The following is a 21,268-nucleotide window of genomic DNA, read 5'->3' as shown; positions in this document are numbered from 1 at the left end:
TCGGGGTGCGCGACCGGGAAGGACAGGGCGGGGTTGCCCAGGCCCGGGACAGGCGTCACGGCCGGGGTCAGGGCGCCCTGGACCAGGCCGGTCGGCGCACTGTCCAGGACGGCGTGCGAGAGCGTGCCCATGAAGGCGGGGTTCTGCCAGGACGCCAGCGAGCCGGCGAAGTCCGGCGCCGACACCGTGTGTCCGCCCGGGTTCCCCAGCGCACGCTGGATCGGCGGCAGGCCGACGGGCCCCGTCGGCCCACCGGTCCCGCCGACGGCAGCCGGCCCCGTGGCCCGGCCGTCGGCGACGGCCGGGCCGGTACGTACGTCCTCGGCCGCGGCCGGCGCGCTGCCGGCCGTCGCCGCTCCCCCGTCCGGCACGTCACCCGTGGTGGCGCCGGCGTTCTCCCGGCCCCGCCGGAACCGGTCGAGCATTCCCATCAGCGTTCCGCCTCCGCGCGCGTCACCAGCGTGGCGATCTGCTCCACGTAACGGCGGCGGTCCCGGTGTTCAAGGTCCAGGATCTCCGCCAGACTCCAGTGGAAGTGGTACGCGACGTACGCGATCTCCTCATGCATGCGGTCGGTCGCGTACGTCACGATTCCCCCAGGCGGCTCCCGCCGAGTTCGACCTCGAACGGCTGCTCACAGTGCGGGCACGACACCCCGGCCCGCGTGTGGCCCTCGGCGTTGATCTGCCGGTAGAAGTCCTGGAGGAAGGCGAGGTCGGAGGCGAACATGTTCTCCACCACCCCGTCGTGCACCAGCGGCAGCGTCCCCAGCCGGGTGATGACCCGGCCGAGCAGCACCACCGAGAGGTAGGCGGGGTTCTCCTGCACCCGCAGGTCCCGCAGCGGTACGAGTTCGTCCTTGGCGGTGGCCAGGCGCATCACCCCGTGCCGGTGCACGGTCCCCGACTCGTCGACGTAGCCGCGCGGCAGCTCGAAAGCGAACTCGGTGCTCAGGGTGGGCTGCGGCGCCGCCGCCGGAGCGGCGGCCGGGGCCGCGGGGGCGGCGGCCGCGGCCCCGGTCTCCGCCCCGGCTTCCGGCGCGGTTTCGGCGCCGGAAGCCGCCGGTGCCGGCGAGGCCGGCGTCCTGGGAGCGGTACGGCGCATTACTCGATGACCAGTTCTTCGAACGTGATGGTTACGGTCTCGGTGAGGGCCGACGCCTCACCGGCCTTCACGGTGCTGGTGTCGACCTTGCTGCACCAGGCGTTGCGCATGTTGTAACGCTTGACCGGGTTGTTCTGGTAGTCCATCACCATGATGGTGGCGTTCTTACGGGCCGTGGCCATGACGCCCGCCACCGACTCGGTGATCCACTGGTTGAACGCCGCCGACTGGGTCATACCGCGTACGACCGTGCAGGTGCCGGCCTTCTTCACGCCGGGCAGCTTCTTCGTGACGGGCTTGCCCTGCGCGGAGACCTGCTGGTACTCGATGACGTCCTGCTCGATGGTGAGGCCGTTGACCTCCTGGAGGTACTCGACCATCACACCGTCGATCTGCAGGCCGAAATTGTGTGAAGTGAGCGCGTCACCTGGCTGGAGACTCATGAACTGTCGGGTGTCCTTTGCTGATTACTGACCGACGGGAGAGAAAGGCGAGGGAGGGGAGGGCGGCCGGTGGGCCGCCCTCGCCGCTACTCCTCCAGTTCGCCGCTGCCGCTGGAGAACTGGGCCAGGCGGAAGATCACGAATTCCGCCGGCTTGACGGGCGCGATGCCGATCTCGCAGATGACCCGGCCGAGGTCGACCGACTCCTGCGGGTTGGTCTCGGCGTCACACTTGACGTAGAAGGCCTCCTCCGGCCGGGAGCCGAAGAGGGCGCCCTCGCGCCACTCCGTGACGAGGAAGGCGGAGACGTTGCGCCGGATCCGGGCCCACAGCTGCTGGTCGTTCGGCTCGAACACCACCCACTGGGTGCCGATCAGGATCGACTCCTCCAGGTAGTTGAAGTACCGGCGGATGTTCAGGTAGCGCCAGGCCGGGTCGGAGGCGAGGGTGCGGGCGCCCCAGACGCGGATGCCGCGGCCGGGGAAGGCACGGATGCAGTTGACGCCGATCGGGTTGAGCAGGTCCTGCTCACCGCGGGTGATCTGCATCTCCAGGTCCACGGCGCCGCGGACGATCTCGTTGGCGGGCGCCTTGTGCACGCCGCGCTCGGAGTCGTTGCGGGCCCAGATGCCGGAGATGTGACCGCTCGGCGGGACGACCTTCGACTCGCCGGTAGCGGGGTCGAAGACCTTGATCCAGGGGTAGTAGAGCGCCGCGTACTTGGAGTCGTAGCCGGCGGTCTCCTGACGCCAGACGCGGATGCCGCGGGCGTTCAGGCCGGGGGGCGGGTCGATGACCGCGACGCGGTCGCCCATCAGCTCGCAGTGCGCGATCAGGCCGAGCTGAACGGCCTTGACGGCCTCCAGGTCGATCGCACCGCGCTGGTAGGCGGCCATCAGGTCGGGCACGGCCACCATCGAGATCTCGTCGACCGCTTCCAGGCCACCGAAGCCGGTGCGGTCGGCGGAGTCGCCGAGGTACTGGGCCGGGCCGGGGTGGCCGGCGGTCGCGGCGGCGGGCGCCGGAGCGGCGGCGGGCGCGGGGGCCGGCGCGGGCAGGGCCACGGTCTGGTTCTCGGGCCGGGCCAGCTGTGCGGCGGGCGCCGCCTCCTGCACGGAGATCAGCTTGGAGCGGTCCTTGACCTGCGTGACGACGTAGTTGCGGCCGCCCTTCTTGGCGGTGACGTCGAAGGTCTCGGCGGCCTTGCCGCCGTCCTTGACGACCAGCCGGAAGCGTTCGGCCGGCCCCTCGCCCTCGGCGTCCGTGACCTCGACGGAGAGGCCGTCGCCGCTGCCGGGCGTGAGGGCCATGACCTTGAACGTGCCGAGCTGCTGCGGCTCGCCGGACGGCAGCGCCGCCGGGGCCGTGCCCTGCTCGACCGCGGCGGGCGCCTGGCCGTTGTCGCCGCCCGGGGCACCGCCGACGCGCACGATGTACGCGGCGGAGCCGCCGTTGTTGAAGAAGCCGTAGACGGAGTGCGCGAGGTAGTACCCGTCGGTGAATTCACCGAACTCCGCGACGTACTGGGTCCAGTTGGTGACCAGGGTCGGCTGGTTCAGTGGTCCACTCGGCGCGAGTCCGACGAAGGCGGCGACGGAGGTGCCCACCCCCTCGATCGGGCGCGAGCCGCCGGCCACCTCCTCGACGTAGACGCCCGGCGACAGGTACGACGACATGCTTTGGCTCTCCTCGGGGTACTGGACACAGGATCCGGAATTCACCCTCCGGGACCAGCAGTGGGAGAGGAAACGTCCTTCGGTACCTAACTGGGGGCACCACGCGTGCCCGAGCGGGCAGCCGCACACATCCCCGCGGTGCGCCGTCGGCCACCCACCGGCGCACCGGAGCGCCCGGCGGCCGGGCCAACGGGGCAGCCGGTCGCGCGCGTTCGGGCATCAGGCGTGCCCTGTGGCCTCATGACCCCACACACGCCCCTGCCGTAGCGTCGCGGGCGTGAGCATCTGGACCTCCCTCGAACCTTCGTCCGCCACCGTGGATCCCGGCAGCACCGCATCCGTACGACTGAGACTCCGCAACACCGGAGACGTCGTCGATGAGTACCGCTTCGTGCCGGTCGGTGACATCGCGCCGTACACGACGGTGGAACCCGCATCGGTACGGCTGTACCCGGGGACGACGGGGACGGTGGAGCTGACGTTCGCACCGCCGCGCACCCCCGACGCCACGGCCGGCCCGCATCCCTTCGGCGTCCAGGTCGTCCCCACCGAACACCCGGAAGCCACCACCGTCATCGAGGGCAACGTCACGGTCACGCCCTTCACGGAGGTGCGTGCCGAGCTGGTCCCGCACACCGTCAAGGGCCGGTTCCGTGGCCGCCCGAAGCTGGCCGTGGACAACCTCGGCAACACCAAGCTCACCGCGTCGATCGCGGGCGCCGACCGCAGCGACGAGCTGTCGTACGACATCCGGCCGGCCAATGTGCAGGTCGAGCCGGGCCGCGCCGCGTTCGTGGACGCGATACTCAAGCCCCGCCAGATCACCTGGGCGGGGACGAAGCAGCAGCGGCCCTTCAGCCTGGCGGTGCGGCGCTCGGGCAGCGAGCCGGTGTCGGTCGACGGCACGTACGTGCAGCGCAGTGTCTTTCCGTACTGGCTGATGACGGTGCTGGGCCTGCTGCTCGCGCTCACCATCACCGGGCTCATCCTGTGGTTCTCCTTCCAGCCGAACGTCAACAGCCTCGCCCAGGAGAAGCCGACGGACGACGCGGCCGTCACGCTCCCGAAGCAGCCCCCCGCCCAGCCCACGCAGGACCCCCAGCCGGAGAAGACGCAGGAGCAGCCCCAGACGCCGGAGAAGCCGGCCGACGACAAGCCGGCCGACAACGGCGGCGGGGGCGGGGGCGGCGCGCCGGATGACGGCATGCCGGTGAACCGCTCGAAGATCCTCATCAAGAACTGGACCAACGGGACCTGCGCCGACCTCCCCACGTTCGAGGCCAAGGACGGCGGCCCGGTGCACCAGTCGGGCTGTAACAACAGCCCGGACGACAACCAGCTGTGGACCCTGGACAAGAAGTTCGACAACGGCGGGCCGAACGGCGCGGCGCTCTTCGTCATCCGCAACGAGAAGGACAACCTCTGCATGGACCTGCCCGGCAAGGGCGGGGCCCCCGCCGCCTCGCGGGTGGATGAGTGGCGGTGCGACGGCTCGAAGGACGACAACCAGCTGTGGTGGGTGGAGAAGCGGACGGAGAACCGCTGGTGGATCCACAACTTCGCCAGCGGCAACATGTGCCTGGACTCGCAGGACAAGGACAACGAGGACCGCAACCTCAGCGTCTGGCACTGCCAGACGGAGGACAAGAACAACCACCAGTGGCTCTTCACGCCCCACTAGTCGGCCCTGCGCCCGGTACCCGCGGCTACGCGTGGTGCCGGGCGTAGTGCTGTGCGATCTCATCACTCGTCGTGAGCCACACTTCGGGGTGCCCGGCGACGTATTCGAGCGCCTGGTCCAGGTACGTGCTCCGGAACGGCTGCCCGACGACGAACGGATGCAGGGCCGGCGCCATCACCCGGCCACTGTCCGCCGAGTCCTCGTACAGCTGGTCCAGCTGGTCCTTCACGATCCGCGCGAAGTCCGGACCGCTGAGGCTCTTCCCGACGAACTGGCTGGAAGGCGGAGTTGTTCTTCCCGTGCGCGAGCCAGGCCCACGCCGGTCCAGACTCTTCAGCATCCGCCAGAACCCCACCCGGGAGGCGCTCGGGTCGCGTTCTGCGTGGGGATGAACGTCGAGCACTATCAGGTGGACTGCCCGTCGACGAGTAGGTCTCCCCCTTCGCTCCGCGACGTCCCGTAACCCGTGGCTACGCTCAGACCTTCACATTGATGTGAAGGTCAATGCGGGCACATGCGGATCGGTGAGCTGTCGGAGCGGACGGGTACGCCGCGTCGGCTGCTGCGTTACTACGAGGAGCAGGGGCTGATCGTCGCGGACCGCTGTGCCAACGGCTACCGCACGTACGACGAGCGCTTCGTGGACCGGGTCCGCCAGATCAGAGGGCTGCTGGACGCCGGGCTGCCCACCCGGATCATCAAACAGGTCCTCCCCTGCCTGGACCAGCCGCGGACCATCCACTTCTCCGACGCCACACCGGAGATGCTCGCCACGCTGGAGCGGGAGAAGGACCGCATGACCGACCGCATCAGGTGCCTGACGCGCAATCGGGACGCGCTGGCCGAGTACCTCGACGCGGTGCGGGGCGGGGGTCCTCCGTAGCGCTCAGAAAGGAATTAGCGCACCGCGACCAGGACGTGGTCCGTGCTGCACTGCCAGACGGTGTCCGCGTCCCGGAAGCCTGCCGTGCGGAGCAGGGCGAGGTGGCGGGCCAGGGTGAGGCCGTTGTGGGGGCTGTGCGGCGGGTGGTGCTGACGGCGGCGGGCGGCGAGGAGGTCCGTGAGGGCCGGGTCGCGCGCCGCCGCCGCCCACCACGACTCCCAGTCCTCGTGGGACGGCGTGCCCAGCCGTTCGGCCCGGCGGCGGCGCACATGCTGGGCGATCCGGGCGGTGGTGCCGTGGTCCGCGCCGGCCGTGTCGCTGTTGACGAGGACGCCGCCGGGCCGCAGCAGCGCGGCGAGGTCCTCGTACGTGCGTCGCAGCGCGTCCTCGGGGAGGCAGTGCAGCGCGGTGGTGGAGACGGCGGCGTCCAGCGGCCCGGGGAGTGCCAGCGCCGCGGTCCAGCCCGGTTCTCCGATGGCCGCGCGGACGAACCGGGCGGCGTCCGCGTGGTGCGTGCGGCCCAGTTCCAGCAGCAGCGGGTCGCTGTCCACGGCCACGATGCCGGCGTGCGGCAGCCGCCGGGCCAGCCGGGCGGCCAGCGATCCCGGGCCGCAGCCGAGGTCGGCGACGAGCGGCCGGGCGCGCCCGGCGAGTACGTGCTCGACCACGTCGGCGACCACCGTGAACCGCTCCTCGCGGTCGATCGCGTACCGCTGCTGCTGGCGCTCCCAGCGCTCCACCCACCGCTCGGCCGTCGCCGTGCCCAGTCCCATCGGGGCCGCGCCACCTTCACCGTCTCGCACCGTCTTCCGGACCAGCCCGAAGATACAGGTGAAAATGGTTCCCCTTGGCGCAATTCACTGGAGCGTCGTCAGGACGGCGAGCAGCCGGTCGACCTCCTCCGGGGTGTTGTAGACGTGCAGGCTCACCCGCACCGCGTGCTCGCGCTCGCCCGCGCTGCCCTGGCAGAGCCCGTCGGAGCGGACCATGAAGCCGTGGCTGAAGAGGACGAAGCCCAGGTCGCCGGAGTCCACGGCGCGGTGCCGGAAGGTGACGATGCCCTGGCGCCGCTGGACGTCGGAGTCCGCGGCCAGGCTGCGCCGGCAACCGAGCACGTCGTACGCCGGCAGCCGGCGCAGCCCGTCGGTCAGCCGGGCGGCCAGGGCGAGGGTCCAGCGCTCGACACGGTGCTGGCCCGCCGCGTCGAGCCAGTCCAGTGCCGCCCGCAGGCTCACGGCACCGGTGGTGTCGGGGCTGCCGTCCCAGCCGCCGGGCGCGAAGCGGGGACCGCGCGCGTTGCGGGCCCAGAGGGCTCCCGAGCCGGGCAGGGCCAGGGCCTTGTGACCGGAGAAGGCCAGGAAGTCCACGTCCAGTTCGGCGAGGGAGACGGGGAGGTGGCCGACGCTCTGCGCGGCGTCCAGGCAGATCACCACGTCCGGGCCGACGGCCCGGCGGATCCGGTGCACGTTCATGTTACCGCCGTAGACGTGGTGGACGTGGGTGGCCGCGACGAACCGGGTGCGCGGGGTGACCGAGCGGGCCAGCGCCGCGGGGTCGTAGTCGCCGGATTCCGGCTGGTAGGGCATCGGCCGGACATGGATGCGGATGCCCTGCCGGGCCAGCAGGTCGCGAGCCTCCAGCCAGGGCGCGAGGTTGGCCCGGTGGTCGGCGAACGGTACGACGATCTCGTCCTGGTCGGCGAGGTACCCGGTGAGCCAGTCCCGGGCCACGGTGCGCAGCGCGTCGGTGGTGCCGCCGGTCAGGTGCACGCCGGAGCGGTCCGGATCCGGGTCGGCCAGGAACTCCTTGATACGGTCCCGGGTCTCGCGCACGATCGCGGTCGTGCGATTGGCCCAGGTGTAGGTCCCCCGCCCGGCGTTGGCGTTGCTGGTGGTGAGGTAGGTGTGGACGGCGTCCAGCACGGCTCGCGGTTTCTGCGCGGTGGCCGCGCTGTCCAAGTAGGCCAGTTCCGGGTGCCCGGTGACGATGGGGAACTGGGCACGGAGCGCGGCCTGCCACTCCCCCAGCTCGGCCAGGGCGGCGGTGCCCGTGGCGCCGGCGGTCACGGCGGCCTCACTCCCGTACGAGCGGGGCACCCGCGTCGCGCCAGGCGATGATGCCGCCGGTCAGACTGCGGACGTCGGGGTGGCCCATGCGGGTCAGCAGCGCGGCGTACCGGGCCGACTGCTCGCCCACCGGGCAGGCGAGCAGGACGGCGCGCCGCTTGCTGAACGGCAGCCCGCCGTGCAGGAGTTCCGCGAAGAGTTCGTCGACGATGTTCACCGAGCCCTCGATGTGCAGCGCCGCGTACGAGAAGGGGCTGCGCAGGTCGATGACGAGGGGGTCGTCCCGGGCGATCCAGCGCTCGGCGGCCGCCGCGTCGATGCCGGTGGCGGCCGCGGCCTCGGCGTCGGTGAGGGTGGCGAGCGAGTTGCGGTGGGCCGGCCTTCCCAGGAGGTCGGGCCGCCGGTGGCGCACGTAGCTCAGGTAACTCTCGATGCGGTCGCAGACGATGAAGACCGCTGTCCGGCGCTCCGTCAGCTCCGCGTCGAGGGTGCGGAGGTGGCGTACGGCTCCGGCGTAGGCGGCGCCGCCGGTCGGTCCGGCCGGCATCGCGCACCGCCGGGCCAGCGTCACCATGCCGTCGATGGCCTCGTCCGCGGTGACGGTCGCGATCGTGTCGTACACGTCCGGATCGAAGAGACCGACGCTCTGCACCTCGTCGATGGTGCGGATGCCGGGGATGAAGTCGGCCTTGTGCGCGACGAGGCCGAGGACGTGGACGCCGGGGTCGTACGCGCGCAGCACGCGGGCGACGCCGGTGGAGGAGCCGGCGGTGCCCACACACGCGACGAAGTGGTCGGGGGCCCGGCCGTCCAGGTCGGCGACGATCTCCGGGCCGGTGCCCGTCGCGTGCGCCTCGGTGTTGCGGGCGTTGTAGTACTGGTCGGTGTAGACGTAGCCGTCGGGCGAGCCGGTGAGCTCCTGGTGGAAGCGGGTGAGCGGGTCGTCCGTACTGGAGGGGTCCAGGCACTCCGTCTGCCCCGGCAGCTCCTCGACCTCGGCGCCGAGCAACAGCAGCAGGTCCCGCATTTCCGGGACCCGGATCCGGTTGGTGACGGTCTTGAACGGCACGCCGTGCAGCCCCGCGAGCAGGGACAGGGCCTTGGCGGTGTTGCCGCTCGACAGCTCGACGACCGTGCGGTGGCCGTCCGCCGCCGCCGTCAGACCGGGCCGGACCATGTGCCAGGCGGCCCGGTCCTTGACCGAGCCGAAGGGGTTCAGCATCTCCAGCTTGGCGTACAGGTCGATGTGGCGCAGGCCGTGCACGGCCGGGTCCACACGGACCAGCGGGGTGTCGCCGATGGCGTCGGTGATGCTGTCGAGTCTCATGCGCCTCCTCCTGCGTGCCCGCCCGGCCGGGCGGCGGTGTGGTGCGGTGCGTCCTGGGCGACCGGCCAGTACTCCTCGTCGAGGCACCAGCGCCACGGAGCCTCGCCGGACCCGTGCCGACCGTCCTCTTCGCGGCCGTCCCCGTTGTCCTGCCAGGCGGCGACCTTGCGGGCCACGGGCTGGCGCTGTGCCTCGCCGGCCCGGAAGTCCATGCAGTATCCGGCGGTGTTCGCGAAGGCCAGCAGGTCACCGGGGTGCGGCAGGCGCGGCAGGAAGACCGTCCGCCGCGTGATCATGTCGGCCTCCAGACACAGGTTGCCGGCGAGCAGGACCCCGACCGGCCCGTCGGCGGCCGGCGGCCGCCCGCCCTCCGCCGGTACGAGGACGGGGTCCATCAGCACCCCGTGTTCCTCCAGCGCCACGTCGTCGGCGTTGGCCGCGAGCCGCACCAGCCGCTCGCCGGTCTCCGTACGCCGCACCTCAAGGACCCGCGCCAGGGTGACCCCGCACTGGTCGGCGAGGGCGCGCCCCGGTTCGGTGTAGAGGTCGTACAGCCCCTCCAGGAGGAGCGTGGCGAGCGGCCGGCCCAGGGTCGGCGCCGGCCGGGACAGCAGCGCGTCGAGGTACTGCTCGGCGGCGACGGGGCGGTGTGCCGGGTAGAGGGCGAGGGAGCCGCGCAGCGTCCCGGCTTCGTGCCGCAGGCCGTAGCCGTGCCGGCGCCAGGTCAGGGCCGGGCGCCGGCCCATGACCGCCCGGGTCAGCTCCGTCGTGTACCGCTCCCACTGCTCGCCGTCGGCGAGGTAGCTGACCCCGAAGCCGCCTCCGATGTCGATGATCCGGGGGTCCAGCCCGCGGCTGCGGCACTCGTCCATCGCCCGTACGCACCCTTCGAGAGCGACGGCCTTCTCGTCGAGGCTGGTGGTGTCGAGGTGGTACCCGATGCCGACCGGGCGCAGCTCGACCGGGTACCGCTCCAGCGCGGCCAGCGCTTCGCCCAGTTCACCGGCCGGCGTGCCGAACCGGCTGGGGCGGGTGAGGAGCCGACTGCCCTCGGAGGCGAACCCCGAGAGCCGGAGCAGCACTCTGGCGGGCGGGAGTGCGTACCGTCGTACCAGGGCGGCGAGTTCGTCCAGTTCCGCGCGCCCGTCGACGTGCACGAGGACGCCGGTGCGGGCCGCGAGCCAGAGGAATTCCGGGTTCTTGGGGCCGGTGGCCATGATCCGGTCCGGGGTGAAGCCGGCGCCGAGGGCGTGCCGCAGTTCGCCGAGCGAGGCGACGTCGAGTCCGGCGTCGGTGGCGGCGAGCCGCCGTACGAGGGCGCTGGAGCGGTTGGCCTTGTGGGCGAAGAAGATCTGGCCGGACAGCCGGTGGGTACGGTAGACGGAGCGGAAGCGGGCGAGGTTGCCGGCGATCCGGTCCGGGAGCACCACGTTGAGCGGCGAGCCGAGCCCGGCGACGAGGGTGTGCAGGAACCGGCCGGACGCCAGCAGCGACACGAGCCGGGGCGTCAGCCGTGGCTCCAGGTACAAGGGGACGCCCATCCCAGGCTCCTCCTGATGCGGACCGCAGTGCGGCTGCCCCGTTCGGCGGCGCCGGGCCGCAGGCGGCGACCGCGACAGTTTCCGCGGGTCCCTTTTCCCTGCCGCCGTCGCGCTACGCCCGATGCCGCGCCGGGCCCGGCGCACGACTAAGGCGTCCACACCGCGCGGGCCGCCGCCCGGTACGCGGCCGGCGCCGCCACCCGCCCTGGAAGCGCCGCGCCGGCCGGCCTCCGCCGCGGCGCCGCGGGCCGGCGGGACGGTCGCCCCGGTCTCATGCGCAGCCTGGACACGGCAGGTCCGTCCGGCGTACAGCGCCTACCGCCGTCCGCCGACGGCCGCTCCCCCGCACCGGGCATCCGCGGCCGGTCCCGGCCGCCACGCACTCCGGGAGGGGCCGACATCAGCGGTAAAATGGGACGACTGATCTAGCATTCGGACGGATTGCAGGCATTTCCGGAAAAGCACGCAATGGTCATTTCACTGCGCGGCAGATCAGGAGGAAGTCATGACGACGGCCACGCACACCACCCACCAGAGCCACACCCATGAGCACGGAGCCGGCTGCGGGCATGTCGCCGTCCCGCACGGCGACCACGTCGACTACGTGCACGACGGCTGTCTGCACCGCCCCCACCAGGACCACGTCGACGAGTGCGAGCCCGCCGGGCACGCCGAGCACCAGGGCCACACCCATCAGCACGGCGAGGGCTGCGGCCACGTCGCGGTCCCGCACGGCGACCACGTGGACTACATCCACGACGGCCACCGGCACGCTCCGCACAACGGCCACTGGGACGACCACTGACCGGAGCGCCCGGCCCGGGAGCCGGGCGCGTGCGGTGCCGGGCGGTCAGGTGACCGTCAGCGTGACCTTCTCCTTCGCGGTCGAGCCGGTGCCGACGTACAGGTCGAAGGCGCCCGGCTCCAGGGTGAAACGGCCCCGGGTGTCGTTGGTCCAGAAGCCGAGGTCCGCGGCGCCGAGGCGGAAGCGCACCGTGGTCCGCCCGCCCGGTTCGAGGGTCACCCGGCGGAAGCCGCGGAGCCTGCGGACCGGCTGGGTGAGCGAGGCCGCCCTGTCGTGGACGTAAAGCTGCACGACCTCGTCACCGGCCCGCTTCCCGGTGTTGCGTACGGAGACCGAGACCTCCAGCGTGTCGCCCTTGTCCAGGGCCTGCGCGGTGACGCGCGGGCGGCTGAGCTCCGGCGCGCCGAGGGCGAACTCGGTGTAGCTGAGCCCGTGGCCGAAGGCGAACTGCGGTCCTTCGGGGAGGTCCAGGTACTTGGACGTGTACTTGTTGTCCGGGTCGTACGGACGCCCCGTGGACTCGTGGTTGTAGTGGATCGGGATCTGGCCGACCGTGCGGGGGAAGGAGACCGGGAGCTTTCCGCCGGGGTTCACGGTGCCGAAGAGGACGTCCGCTACGGCGTGCCCGGCCTCGGTACCCGGGTGCCAGGCCTCCAGTACGGCCGGAGCCTTGTCCAGCCAGCCGCCCACGGTCAGCGGGCGGCCGTTGACGAGTACCACGACGAACGGCTTACCGGTGGCGGCGACCGCCTCGATCAGCTTCTCCTGTGCGCCCGGCAGTGAGATGTCGCTGCGCGCCGCGGCCTCGCCGCTGATCGACGGGGGCTCGCCGACGACCACCACGGTCACGTCGGCGGCCTTGGCGGCGGCCACCGCCGCGGGGATGCCGGAGGTGTCCTCGCCCGCGGCGTCCACCCCCTTGGCGTACGTGACCTTCGCCTTCGGCGCGGCCTTCCTGACCGCGTCCACCACCTTCACCGCGGGGAACTTCTCCTGGGAGGCCGGGATCACCCAGGTACCGAGGAGGTCACCGGAGTCGCCGAACGGGCCGACCACCGCGATGGAGGAGGCCCCGGAGGACAGCGGCAGCACCGACTTCTCGTTCTTGAGCAGCACCATGGAGCGGGCCGCCGCCGCGCGGGCCGCCTTGCGGGCGGCGGCCGACGGTTCGGTGATCTCGTCCTTCTCCTCGACGTAGGGGTGGTCGAAGAGGCCCAGCCGGAACTTCAGCTGCAGCACCCGGTACACCGCGTCGTCCAGCCGACTTTCCTCGATCTTCCCGGCGCGCAGCAGCTTCTTGCCGTTGTCGACGAAGTGCGTGCTGGTCATCTCCATGTCGACGCCGGCGTTCAGGGAGAGCCGCGCGGCGTCCGCGCCGTCCTCGGCGAAGCCGTGCGCGATGAGTTCCTGGATGCCGGTGAAGTCGCTGACCACCAGGCCGTCGAAGCCCCACTCCTCCTTGAGGATGTCGGTGAGGGTGTGGGCGTTGCCGTGTGCGGGGACGCCGCTGATGGTGTTGAACGAGGCCATCACGGTCGCCGCGCCGGCGTCCAGCGCGGCCTTGAACGGCGGCAGGTAGAGGTTGCGCAGCCGGGACTCGGAGACGTCGACCGTGTTGTAGTCGCGGCCGCCCTCCGCGCCGCCGTACGCGACGAAGTGCTTGGCGCAGGCGGCCAGCCGGTCCTTGTCCTTGAGGCCCTTGGCGTCCTTGCCCTGGTACCCGCGTACCTTGGCGGCGGCGAACGCCGAGGTGAGGTACGGGTCCTCGCCGTTGCCCTCCGCGATGCGGCCCCAGCGCGGCTCGTGGGTGACGTCCATCATGGGCGCGAACGTCCAGTGCACGCCGCTGGATCGGGCCTCCTTCGCGGACACCTCGGCGTCCGACGCGGTGACCTCGGGGTCGAAGCTCGCCGCCTGGGCGAGCGGGATCGGGAAGTTGGTCCACATGCCGTGGATCACGTCCAGGCCGAAGACCAGCGGGATGCCGAGCCGGGACTCCTCGACGGCGATCTTCTGCAGGGCGTTGGTGGTCTTCGCGCCGAAGATGCTGAAGACGGAGCCGAGCATGCCCTTGCGTGCGGCGTCCTCGACCGCCTTGGTCTCGCCGCCGCCGGGGCCGGTGTCCCAGGTCCACGGCAGCTGCTGGAGCTGGCCGAACTTCTCGTCGACCGTCATCCGGCCCAGCAGTTCCCGGATCTTCCGGTCGTACGGCCCGGACGCCCTGGGGCCGTCCGCCGCAGCGCCCAATGCCGTGTCCGCCGCGGCCGTTCCTCCCTCGGCCGGGGCGGCGGCCTGCGCGCTCCCCGCCCCGAGCAGCCCGCCGGCAACGGCCGTACCACCGGCCGCACTCAGAAGCGTGCGTCGTCGCATCCCCTGCATGGGTTCACCTCTTCGGCAATGGGCAGGCCTCATCGCCTGCCCTGAATTCAGAAGGTGAATGGACGTTAAAATCTGGTGACGGACGGGTCAAGAGGTGCGACGGAAGCGGTCGCGGCGTGTCAGAGGCCGAACGGACGCGGGTTCCCCGTCCTTCGTCGCCCTGCCGGGCCGGCCGGGCGACGAAGGAGCCTGGAGCCCCTACTCGTCCGACAGCTTCAGGTTCGGCACCCGCCAGGCCGCGATGACGAACGCCAGCAGGGTCACCGCGGCGCCGGTCAGGAAGACGACCCGCATGGCGGCGACGTAGCCCTCCAGGAAGGGTGCGGCCAGGCGCGGGTCGAGGGTGTGGAGGAAGGCGGAGTCCTCCAGGTTCAGGCCGCCGTGCGGGCGCAGTACGCCGCTCAGGGCGCGCGCGTTGTCCGGCTCCGCCGCGAGCCGGTGCAGCGACGGGTCGCGGAACGCCGCGTCGAGCCGTTCGCCGATGCGCGAGCCGGCCAGGGAGAAGAGGATCGAGAGGAAGGCGGCGGCGCCGACCGTGCCGCCGTTGGAGCGGAAGAAGTTCACCGAGGCGGTCGCCGCGCCCATGTCCGTGCGCGGCACCTCGGACTGGGCCAGCGTCGTCATGGTCTGCATCGCCGCACCCAGCCCCGCGCCCATGAAGAGCATGCCGATGGCGACGTACCAGAGCGGGCTGTCGGCCCGCAGCGTGGCGTAGACGAGCATGGCGGCGGTGAAGCAGCCGACGCCGGTCACCAGGTGCACCTTCAGACGTCCGGTACGGGATATCAGCCGGCCGACGGTGAGGGTGACCGCGACGTTGGCGACCGTGGTCGGCAGCATCGCGAGGCCCGCCGCCATCGGACTCATGCCCTGGGCCAGCTGGAGGTAGAGCGGCAGCGTCGTCATCGCCCCGAACATGCCGATGCCGACGATGAAGTGCAGGAGCGTGCCGAGCCGGAAGCTGCGGACCCGGAAGAGGCGGAGCGGCAGCAGCGCCGCCTCGCCCATACGCCGTTCGATCAGCACGAAGGCGACGAGTCCGGCCACGCCGGTCGCGTACAGGACGAGCGCCGGCGGCGAGGCCCAGCCCCAGGCGCGGCCCTGTTCGGCGACGACGAGCAGCGGTACGACGCCGAGGGCCAGGGTCAGCGCGCCGCCGTAGTCCAGGCGGTGCCGTACGGGCCGGTGCGGCACCCGGCGCAGTACGCGCATGATGACGGTCAGGGCCAGCGCCGCCAGCGGCACGTTGACCAGGAAGATCCACCGCCAGCCGGTGATGCCGAGCACGCTGCCGGCGCCCGCGAAGACCCCGCCGACGACGGGCCCGACGATGCTGGACCCGGCGAAGACCGCCATGAACCAGCCCTGGTAGCGGCCCCGTTCGCGCGGCGAGGTGATATCCGCGATCACGGTCATGGCGAGCGACATCAGCCCGCCGCCGCCCAGCCCCTGGACCGCGCGGAACACCGCGAGCTGGTGGATGGAGGCGGCGCATCCGCACAGCAGCGACCCGACGGCGAAGAGCACGATCGCGACGAGGTAGACCGGCCGGCGGCCGTGGATGTCGGACAGCTTGCCGTACAGCGGGGTGGCGATGGTGCCGGTCACGAGGTACGCGGTGGTCACCCACGCCTGCGCGGTCAGCCCGTGCAGATCGTCGGCGATGGTACGCAGGGCCGAGGAGACCACGGTCTGGTCCAGCGCGCCGAGGAACATCCCGAGCATCAGGCCGGACAGGACGGTGACGATCTCGCGGTGCGACAGCCGCGCGGGCGGCCCGGCCTGCTCGGCCGGTCCGCCCGCGGGCTGCGACTCCCCCTTGTGGAGCGCGTCGGAAGAAGTCACGCGTGGTCCCCGACGAGCCTTTCCAGGTCGGCCACCGCGTGCCCGACCTCGGGCAGCGCCAGCATCTCCAGCCGTGCCCGGCGGGCGGTGGCGGCGGCACGGGAGTCGGCCAGCACCTCCCGGCAGACCGTGGCGATGCCGTCCGGAGTGGGGTCGGTGACCCCCCGGCCCAGGCCCAGCTCTTCTACGCGCTGCGCGTTGGGGTGCTGGTCGCCGAACTGCGGCAGGACCGCCAGCGGGGTGGCCGTCCGCATCGCCTCACGGATGCTGTTGAAGCCGCCGTGGGTGAGGAACAGGTCGGCGCACTCCAGGAGCAGCGGCTGCGGCAGCCGCTCGGTGAGGTGCACGTGCGGGGGCAGCTCCGTGGTGTCCACCTGGATGCCCGCGGTCGCGACGACGACGGTGCACTCGTCCAGCTTCGCCGCCGCCTCGATGATGCTCTGCAGCGTCTTGACGGGGTCGGGCAACTCGATCGGCGAATCCTGCGGCTGCTCGTCCCGCTCCAGCCGCTCCTGCATCATGGGCAGTGCCGTACCGATGGCGGCCCACACCAGCGGCCGGTCGGTGGGCAGTTCGGCGAACCAGCGGGGCAGTGCGGCGTCGCGGTCGACGTCCACCGTCTGACGGTACGCCAGGGGGGCCGGCACGTGCCGGGCGAAGGAGAAGGCGGCCGGTACGTAGTCGACGCGGCCGTGCCGGACGAGGGACAGCGGGTCCTCGCTCCGCGGCAGGCCGAACTTCTCGCGGGTGGCGTTGAGGCCTTCGTGGAGGTCCGCCGGGTCGAGGACGTTGCTGGCGCCGGAGGGGGTGGGCAGCTGGGGGATGCCGAGCTCTTCGGCGACCAGACAGGCGCCGAGGTCCATGCCGTCACGGAGGATGAGGTGGGGACGGAACTCCAGCGCCACGGGGCGCAGCTTCTCGCGGAGCTGCTCGGCCATCGGCCCGGCGAGCACCCGCGTCATGAAGCGCATGATGACGGCCTGCTGCTGCTCGGGGTCCGCCTCCGCGCCGGGCGCACCACGGGGGAAATCGCGTTCCGGGTCGGCGAACGACTGCGGCGAGAAGACCGGCAAGCAGGTCACGACGTGGTGGCCGTCCGGTTCGAAGAGCGGGGCGAGTTCCGTGGTGGTCGCCACCCGTACCTCGTGTCCGGCAGCCGCGAGGGCCCGGAGCAGAGGCAGCTGGGCGCGGCCGTGCGAGGGACTGCCGGTGGTGGTGCACAAGACTCGCATGGGAGACCTTTCCGGTCGGTCAAGGGTGGGGGGTGGAGCGCGGACGCCGGGGCGGTGGCCCCCGGTCAGCCCGCCAGCGTGTACGGGCTGCCGATGCTCTGCCGGACCAGCCCGGCACGGTCCAGCCGGTCGTGTTCGAGGAAGTTGCGGAAGTCGTGGACGATCCGGCCGTCGAGGCGGGCGGCGACCGCGTCCCAGTCGAGTTCGAGGAACTCCGGCCATTCGGTGAGCACGAGGCAGGCCGCGGCACCGTCGGCCGCCTTCAGCGGGTCGTCGGTGAGGGTGAGCAGGTCGCTGAGGTCGGGCCGGGTCTCGCACAGCGCCGGGTCGTAGGCGTACAGCTCGGCGCCGCGCTCGCGCAGCTGCCGCGCGATGGCCAGTGCGGGCGAGTCGCGCAGGTCGGAGGTGCCGGCCTTGAACGCCAGGCCGTACAGGGCCAGCCGTACGCCGTCGAGCGAGCCGTCGCCCGCGCCGGACTGTGCCGCGACGCGCTCCACGAGGCGGTGCTGGTGCTCGACGTTGGTCTCGATGGTGGCGCGCAGCAGCGGGAAGTCGATGCCGGCGGCCTCGCAGACGGAGAGCAGGGCGTGGGTGTCCTTGGGCAGGCAGGAGCCGCCCCAGCCGGGTCCGGGCTGGAGGAAGGCGGCGCCGATCCGCGGGTCGTGGCCGATGCCCGCGGTCACGTCGCCGATGTCGGCGCCGAAGCGCTCGCAGAGCGTCGCCAGGTTGTTGGCGAAGGACAGCTTCATGGCGAGGAAGAAGTTGGCCGCGTACTTGGTGAGTTCGGCGCTGGCGGCGTCGGTGACCACCAGCGGGGCCGCGAGGTCGGCGTACAGCTCCGCCACCCGCCGCGCGGCCTCGGCGTGCGCGCTCCCGACCACGATGCGGTCCGGGTGCAGGAAGTCGTGCACGGCGCGTCCCTCGCGGAGGAACTCCGGGTTGCTGACCACGGCCACGTCCGGCCGGGCGAGCAGCGCGGCGACCCGCTCGGCGGTCCCGACCGGCACCGTCGACTTGTTGACGACGACCGCGCGGTGCGGCAGTTCGGTACGGATCTCCCCCGCGACGGCCTCGACGGCGGCCAGGTCGGCGGCGCCGCCCGCGCCCATCGGCGTCGGCAGGCAGAGGAACACCACGTCGGCGTCGCGCACCGCGGCGGGGGTGTCCCCGACGAAGGTGAGACGGTCCGATTCCAGCCCGTCCTGGACGAGTTCCGGCAGACCCGGCTCCAGGATGTCGACCTCCGCCCGCCGGAGCCGTTCGACCTTCCCCGGGTCGGCGTCCGCGCACACCACCCGGTGCCCGAGAGAGGCCAGACAGGCCCCGGTGGTCAGCCCCACATATCCGGTCCCGATGACCGCGACGCGCCTCACACTCACTGATAATCACCTTTTCGAATGATCGTCGGCGATTCGACCCTACGACACGCAGGCCCGCAGCGGTCAACGATTGATGACAACGAACGATGACTTCCGGACACGCGCCGGAACCTGGACCATGTGCTCCTGAACGACGAGCCGAAGAAGGTACGAACACGTGGACGGATCGACAGCGAAGGCAACGGACGAGACCGGCGGGCGGCCCGCGCGGACGCGCAAGCACTGCGCCACCGCCACCCGCGGTGCCCTGCTGGAGGCGGCGGCGCTGCGCTTCGGGAGGTACGGCTACGACGGCGCCAGCATCCGGGACATCGCCAAGGACGCCGGGGTGGACGCGGCCCTGGTGTACCGCTATTTCGGCTCCAAGGAAGCCCTGTTCGCCGCGGTCTCCATCGACACCGCGATATTCGACCCGCTGCTGCAGGTGCCGCTCGACGAGGTCGCGGCCTGGATGTGCGACTTCGTCACCAACGGGCCGACGGACGAGGAGGTGCCGCACCCGGTGCTGTCGGCACTCCGCTCCTCCAGCCGCGGGGAGACGGTGGAGCAGTTCCGCGAGGGTGTGGCCGAAGTATTCTCCCGCAACTTCGCCGAGCGCCTGGAGGGGCCGGACGCCGCGCTCCGCGCCGAACTGCTCGCCGCGTGGCTGCTCGGCACGAGCCTGATGCGCAAGGCCTTCCGCACCCCGGCGCTGGACTCCGCTTCGGAAGCCTCGCTCCACACCCATCTCCGCGCCGGCGTCGCCCGGCTGCTCCATCCGGACCGGGGCGACTGCGGCTGCGAGTGCTCCTGCCCCTGCGGGCTCTGAGCCCCCACTCCCCCGCCCCACCACCACACGGGTCACGGCCGAACCAACGGCCGTGACCCGTCGGCGTTTTCCGGCACCCCTCGCCGCATCTCCGTCTCCCTTCCCCCACCTCGATAGTTCTGATAGGAGTATTTCTATTAGAACTACTTCGGAGACACTCGATGAGGAGGAGCCCGTCGTGAAGTTCTCGATGATCTTCGAGGCCCAGATGGCCGACCCGTCCCCCGCGCACGAGCGCCAGGTGATCCAGGACTGCGTCCAACAAGCGGTGTACGCCGAGGAGATGGGCTTTGACCGGATCTGGGCGGTCGAACACCACTCGCTGACGCAGTACGCGCACATGAGCGCGTCCGAGGTCTTCCTCTCCTGGGTGGCGGCGAAGACCTCCCGCATCCGGATCGGCCACGGCGTGGTCACCATGCCGTTCGGCTACCAGCACCCGATACGGGTGGCCGAACGCGCCGCCATGCTCGACGTCCTCTCCGGCGGCCGCGTCGACATCGGCTCCGGACGAGGCGCCACCAAGCAGGAGATGTCCATGTACGGCGTGCGGCCGGAGGACACCTATCCGCAGATGGAGGAGGCGCTGCGCATCGTCAGCAACGTCTGGCGCGAGGAGACCTTCGAGTGGCACGGGTCCCTCGACATCGGCCCCGGCGCGGTGCTGCCCCGCCCCGTCCAGGCCCCGCACCCGCCGCTGTTCATGGCGTGCAGCAAGCACGACACGCTCAAGCTCGCCGCTGAACTGGGCATCGGTGCGCTGGTGCTGGGCTTCGCGGGCGCCGACGACATCCGCGAGATGCGCAAGGTCTACGACGAGGCCATCGCCGTACGGGGCACCGAGCGGTTCGTCTCCACCGAGGTCAACAACCATTTCTCCGCGCTCTGTCCCACGATCGTCCTGGACGACGCGGACGCCGCCTATCGCATCGGCACCCGCGGGCAGCGCTTCTTCGCCGAGTCCATCGCCCACTGGTACGGCAACGGCCCCGAGCCCACCGTGGTCTACGAGGACGACGAGGACCACGCCGCGGCGATGTCCCGCCGCCGGGACGAGCTGGTCGCCAAGCTGCACGAGGCCGACATCCCCGCGCGGCCCGCCGACACCGGCACCTACAACGCCGAGCACGCCTACGGCACCGCCGAGACCGCGATCGACTACGTCGAGCAGCTGCGCAGGATCGGCGTCGACGAGGTGATGTGCCTGATCCAGATGGGCACCGTGCCGCAGGAGGCGTGCATGGAGACCATCCGGCAGTGGGGCGAGAAGGTCATCCCGCGCTTCCGCGCCCTCGAAGCGGCGGCGGGCTGATGTCCGCGCGGCTGGCGGGCCGGACCGTCCTCGTCACGGGAGCGGGCCGGGGTCAGGGCGCCGCCGAGGCGCGGCTGTTCGCGGAGCACGGCGCGCGCGTCGTGCTCACGGACATCACGGAGGAGGCGGGCCGGGAGACCGCAGCACAGCTCGGGGACCAGGGGCTGTTCGTCCCGCACGACGTGACCGACACGGCCGGCTGGCAGCGGGTCGTGGCGGCGGCGCTGGACGCCTTCGGGCGGGTCGACGCGCTGGTGAACAACGCGGCCCTGTGGCGCACCGCGCCGATCGAGGAGGAGACCGAGGCAAATCTCCAACGGCTCCTCCAGGTCAATCTCATCGGCCCGTTCCTCGGCATCCAGGCGGTGGTGCCGGCGATGCGCGCGACCGGCGACGGCGGCTCGATCGTCAACATCTCCTCCACCGCGGGCCTGGTCGGCATCCAGGGCCATGCGTCGTACGGGGCGACCAAGTTCGGGCTGCGAGGGCTCACCAAATCCGCCGCGCTCGACCTGGCCCGGCACCGTATCCGGGTCAACTCGGTGCACCCGGGCATGGTGGACACCCCGATGGTCGCCGGCGCGCTCGGCGCGGACGCCGGGGAGCGGGAGTGGCCGAACGTGCCGCTGCGGCGGATGGGCCGCCCGGAGGAGGTGGCGGAGCTGGTGCTGTACCTGGTGTCGGACGCCTCGGCGTACGTGACGGGCGCCGAGTTCGCCGTCGACGGCGGGCTCACCGCCCAGTAGGCGGCACACGAAGAAGCCCGCCGGTCGCCGCCGGCGGGCTC

The 21,268-nt window shown here is 71.8% G+C and carries 19 protein-coding genes; 6 read left to right on the top strand and 13 right to left on the bottom strand.

What is annotated here, in order from left to right; genetic code table 11:
• Positions 1-430: 430 nt before the first annotated feature.
• From ACZ6WH_RS16455 to ACZ6WH_RS16440, 4 genes are all read right to left on the bottom strand, one after another.
• Entirely contained in the window at positions 431-589 is a 159-nt protein-coding gene (locus ACZ6WH_RS16455; protein WP_361561804.1) for a DUF6760 family protein, read from the bottom strand.
• Positions 586-1,104: a hypothetical protein gene (locus ACZ6WH_RS16450; protein ID WP_361561803.1), complete on the bottom strand. Its 519-nt coding sequence runs from the start codon at positions 1,102-1,104 to the stop codon at positions 586-588. Before ACZ6WH_RS16450 ends, ACZ6WH_RS16455 begins: the two co-directional genes overlap by 4 nt.
• The gene (locus ACZ6WH_RS16445; protein ID WP_361561802.1) at positions 1,104-1,547 is read right to left on the bottom strand and encodes a phage tail protein; all 444 of its coding nucleotides are present in this window, start codon (positions 1,545-1,547) and stop codon (positions 1,104-1,106) included. Before ACZ6WH_RS16445 ends, ACZ6WH_RS16450 begins: the two co-directional genes overlap by 1 nt.
• Before the next feature lie 86 nt (positions 1,548-1,633).
• Positions 1,634-3,223: a phage tail sheath family protein gene (locus ACZ6WH_RS16440; protein WP_432862432.1), complete on the bottom strand. Its 1,590-nt coding sequence runs from the start codon at positions 3,221-3,223 to the stop codon at positions 1,634-1,636.
• 277 nt (positions 3,224-3,500) lie between these two features.
• Between ACZ6WH_RS16440 and ACZ6WH_RS16435 the strand changes: the two genes are divergently transcribed.
• The gene (locus ACZ6WH_RS16435) at positions 3,501-4,904 is read left to right on the top strand and encodes an RICIN domain-containing protein (protein WP_469729093.1); all 1,404 of its coding nucleotides are present in this window, start codon (positions 3,501-3,503) and stop codon (positions 4,902-4,904) included.
• Positions 4,905-4,929: 25 nt separating this feature from the next.
• On the opposite strand, the gene ACZ6WH_RS16430 is transcribed toward ACZ6WH_RS16435, so the two are convergent.
• On the bottom strand, positions 4,930-5,133 hold the full coding sequence (locus ACZ6WH_RS16430; RefSeq protein WP_469729091.1) for a hypothetical protein: 204 nt from the start codon (positions 5,131-5,133) through the stop codon (positions 4,930-4,932).
• A gap of 285 nt (positions 5,134-5,418) precedes the next feature.
• On the opposite strand from ACZ6WH_RS16430, the gene ACZ6WH_RS16425 reads away from it, so the two are divergent.
• Positions 5,419-5,787 carry a MerR family transcriptional regulator gene (locus ACZ6WH_RS16425; protein WP_469729089.1) on the top strand — a complete coding sequence of 123 codons (369 nt, stop codon included), beginning with the start codon at positions 5,419-5,421 and terminating at the stop codon, positions 5,785-5,787.
• A 14-nt stretch (positions 5,788-5,801) separates the two neighbouring features.
• Here the strand turns inward: ACZ6WH_RS16425 and ACZ6WH_RS16420 are convergent, their stop codons facing one another.
• The 4 genes from ACZ6WH_RS16420 to ACZ6WH_RS16405 form a co-directional block, all read right to left on the bottom strand.
• On the bottom strand, positions 5,802-6,560 hold the full coding sequence (locus ACZ6WH_RS16420; RefSeq protein ID WP_469729087.1) for a class I SAM-dependent methyltransferase: 759 nt from the start codon (positions 6,558-6,560) through the stop codon (positions 5,802-5,804).
• Positions 6,561-6,644: 84 nt separating this feature from the next.
• Entirely contained in the window at positions 6,645-7,853 is a 1,209-nt protein-coding gene (locus tag ACZ6WH_RS16415; RefSeq protein ID WP_469729085.1) for an aminotransferase class V-fold PLP-dependent enzyme, read from the bottom strand.
• A 7-nt stretch (positions 7,854-7,860) separates the two neighbouring features.
• The gene (locus ACZ6WH_RS16410; protein WP_469729084.1) at positions 7,861-9,180 is read right to left on the bottom strand and encodes a pyridoxal-phosphate dependent enzyme; all 1,320 of its coding nucleotides are present in this window, start codon (positions 9,178-9,180) and stop codon (positions 7,861-7,863) included.
• Positions 9,177-10,721, bottom strand: coding sequence for a Y4yA family PLP-dependent enzyme (locus ACZ6WH_RS16405; protein WP_469729082.1), 1,545 nt, complete (start codon positions 10,719-10,721; stop codon positions 9,177-9,179). The genes ACZ6WH_RS16410 and ACZ6WH_RS16405 overlap by 4 nt, the downstream gene beginning before the upstream one ends.
• 505 nt (positions 10,722-11,226) lie before the next feature.
• Here ACZ6WH_RS16405 and ACZ6WH_RS16400 point away from each other — a divergent pair.
• Positions 11,227-11,526: a hypothetical protein gene (locus tag ACZ6WH_RS16400; protein WP_469729080.1), complete on the top strand. Its 300-nt coding sequence runs from the start codon at positions 11,227-11,229 to the stop codon at positions 11,524-11,526.
• A 45-nt stretch (positions 11,527-11,571) separates the two neighbouring features.
• Here the strand turns inward: ACZ6WH_RS16400 and ACZ6WH_RS16395 are convergent, their stop codons facing one another.
• The 4 genes from ACZ6WH_RS16395 to ACZ6WH_RS16380 all read right to left on the bottom strand — a co-directional run bounded on the left by ACZ6WH_RS16395 (position 11,572) and on the right by ACZ6WH_RS16380 (position 18,361).
• Positions 11,572-13,905: a glycoside hydrolase family 3 N-terminal domain-containing protein gene (locus tag ACZ6WH_RS16395; RefSeq protein WP_469729079.1), complete on the bottom strand. Its 2,334-nt coding sequence runs from the start codon at positions 13,903-13,905 to the stop codon at positions 11,572-11,574.
• Positions 13,906-14,103: 198 nt separating this feature from the next.
• The gene (locus tag ACZ6WH_RS16390; protein ID WP_469729078.1) at positions 14,104-15,750 is read right to left on the bottom strand and encodes an MDR family MFS transporter; all 1,647 of its coding nucleotides are present in this window, start codon (positions 15,748-15,750) and stop codon (positions 14,104-14,106) included.
• Positions 15,747-16,982, bottom strand: a complete 1,236-nt coding sequence (locus ACZ6WH_RS16385; RefSeq protein WP_469729077.1) for a glycosyltransferase — start codon at positions 16,980-16,982, stop codon at positions 15,747-15,749. The genes ACZ6WH_RS16390 and ACZ6WH_RS16385 overlap by 4 nt, the downstream gene beginning before the upstream one ends.
• Before the next feature lie 65 nt (positions 16,983-17,047).
• Positions 17,048-18,361 carry a UDP-glucose dehydrogenase family protein gene (locus ACZ6WH_RS16380; RefSeq protein ID WP_469729076.1) on the bottom strand — a complete coding sequence of 438 codons (1,314 nt, stop codon included), beginning with the start codon at positions 18,359-18,361 and terminating at the stop codon, positions 17,048-17,050.
• Between the two features lie 157 nt (positions 18,362-18,518).
• Between ACZ6WH_RS16380 and ACZ6WH_RS16375 the strand changes: the two genes are divergently transcribed.
• From ACZ6WH_RS16375 to ACZ6WH_RS16365, 3 genes are all read left to right on the top strand, one after another.
• A complete protein-coding gene (locus tag ACZ6WH_RS16375) occupies positions 18,519-19,169 on the top strand; it encodes a TetR/AcrR family transcriptional regulator (protein WP_432862396.1) in 651 nt (216 codons plus the stop codon).
• A gap of 178 nt (positions 19,170-19,347) precedes the next feature.
• Positions 19,348-20,481, top strand: coding sequence for an LLM class flavin-dependent oxidoreductase (locus tag ACZ6WH_RS16370; protein ID WP_469729075.1), 1,134 nt, complete (start codon positions 19,348-19,350; stop codon positions 20,479-20,481).
• Entirely contained in the window at positions 20,481-21,227 is a 747-nt protein-coding gene (locus ACZ6WH_RS16365; RefSeq protein WP_469729074.1) for a glucose 1-dehydrogenase, read from the top strand. The genes ACZ6WH_RS16370 and ACZ6WH_RS16365 overlap by 1 nt, the downstream gene beginning before the upstream one ends.
• Positions 21,228-21,268 lie beyond the last annotated feature (41 nt).

The organism is Streptomyces sp. NPDC050806 (assembly GCF_055586425.1).
The sequence above is the reverse complement of the archived record's forward strand: the minus strand, read 5'-3'. Positions and strand labels throughout refer to the sequence as shown.

Bases quoted from the DNA above. Each gene is read 5' to 3' on its own strand.
- ACZ6WH_RS16450 (WP_361561803.1), bottom strand. From the start codon at position 1,104: ATGCGCCGTACCGCTCCCAGGACGCCGGCCTCGCCGGCACCGGCGGCT.
- ACZ6WH_RS16445 (WP_361561802.1), bottom strand. From the start codon at position 1,547: ATGAGTCTCCAGCCAGGTGACGCGCTCACTTCACACAATTTCGGCCTG.
- ACZ6WH_RS16440 (WP_432862432.1), bottom strand. From the start codon at position 3,223: ATGTCGTCGTACCTGTCGCCGGGCGTCTACGTCGAGGAGGTGGCCGGC.
- ACZ6WH_RS16425 (WP_469729089.1), top strand. From the start codon at position 5,419: ATGCGGATCGGTGAGCTGTCGGAGCGGACGGGTACGCCGCGTCGGCTG.
- ACZ6WH_RS16420 (WP_469729087.1), bottom strand. From the start codon at position 6,560: ATGGGACTGGGCACGGCGACGGCCGAGCGGTGGGTGGAGCGCTGGGAG.
- ACZ6WH_RS16410 (WP_469729084.1), bottom strand. From the start codon at position 9,180: ATGAGACTCGACAGCATCACCGACGCCATCGGCGACACCCCGCTGGTC.
- ACZ6WH_RS16405 (WP_469729082.1), bottom strand. From the start codon at position 10,721: ATGGGCGTCCCCTTGTACCTGGAGCCACGGCTGACGCCCCGGCTCGTG.
- ACZ6WH_RS16400 (WP_469729080.1), top strand. From the start codon at position 11,227: ATGACGACGGCCACGCACACCACCCACCAGAGCCACACCCATGAGCAC.
- ACZ6WH_RS16395 (WP_469729079.1), bottom strand. From the start codon at position 13,905: ATGCAGGGGATGCGACGACGCACGCTTCTGAGTGCGGCCGGTGGTACG.
- ACZ6WH_RS16385 (WP_469729077.1), bottom strand. From the start codon at position 16,982: ATGCGAGTCTTGTGCACCACCACCGGCAGTCCCTCGCACGGCCGCGCC.
- ACZ6WH_RS16365 (WP_469729074.1), top strand. From the start codon at position 20,481: ATGTCCGCGCGGCTGGCGGGCCGGACCGTCCTCGTCACGGGAGCGGGC.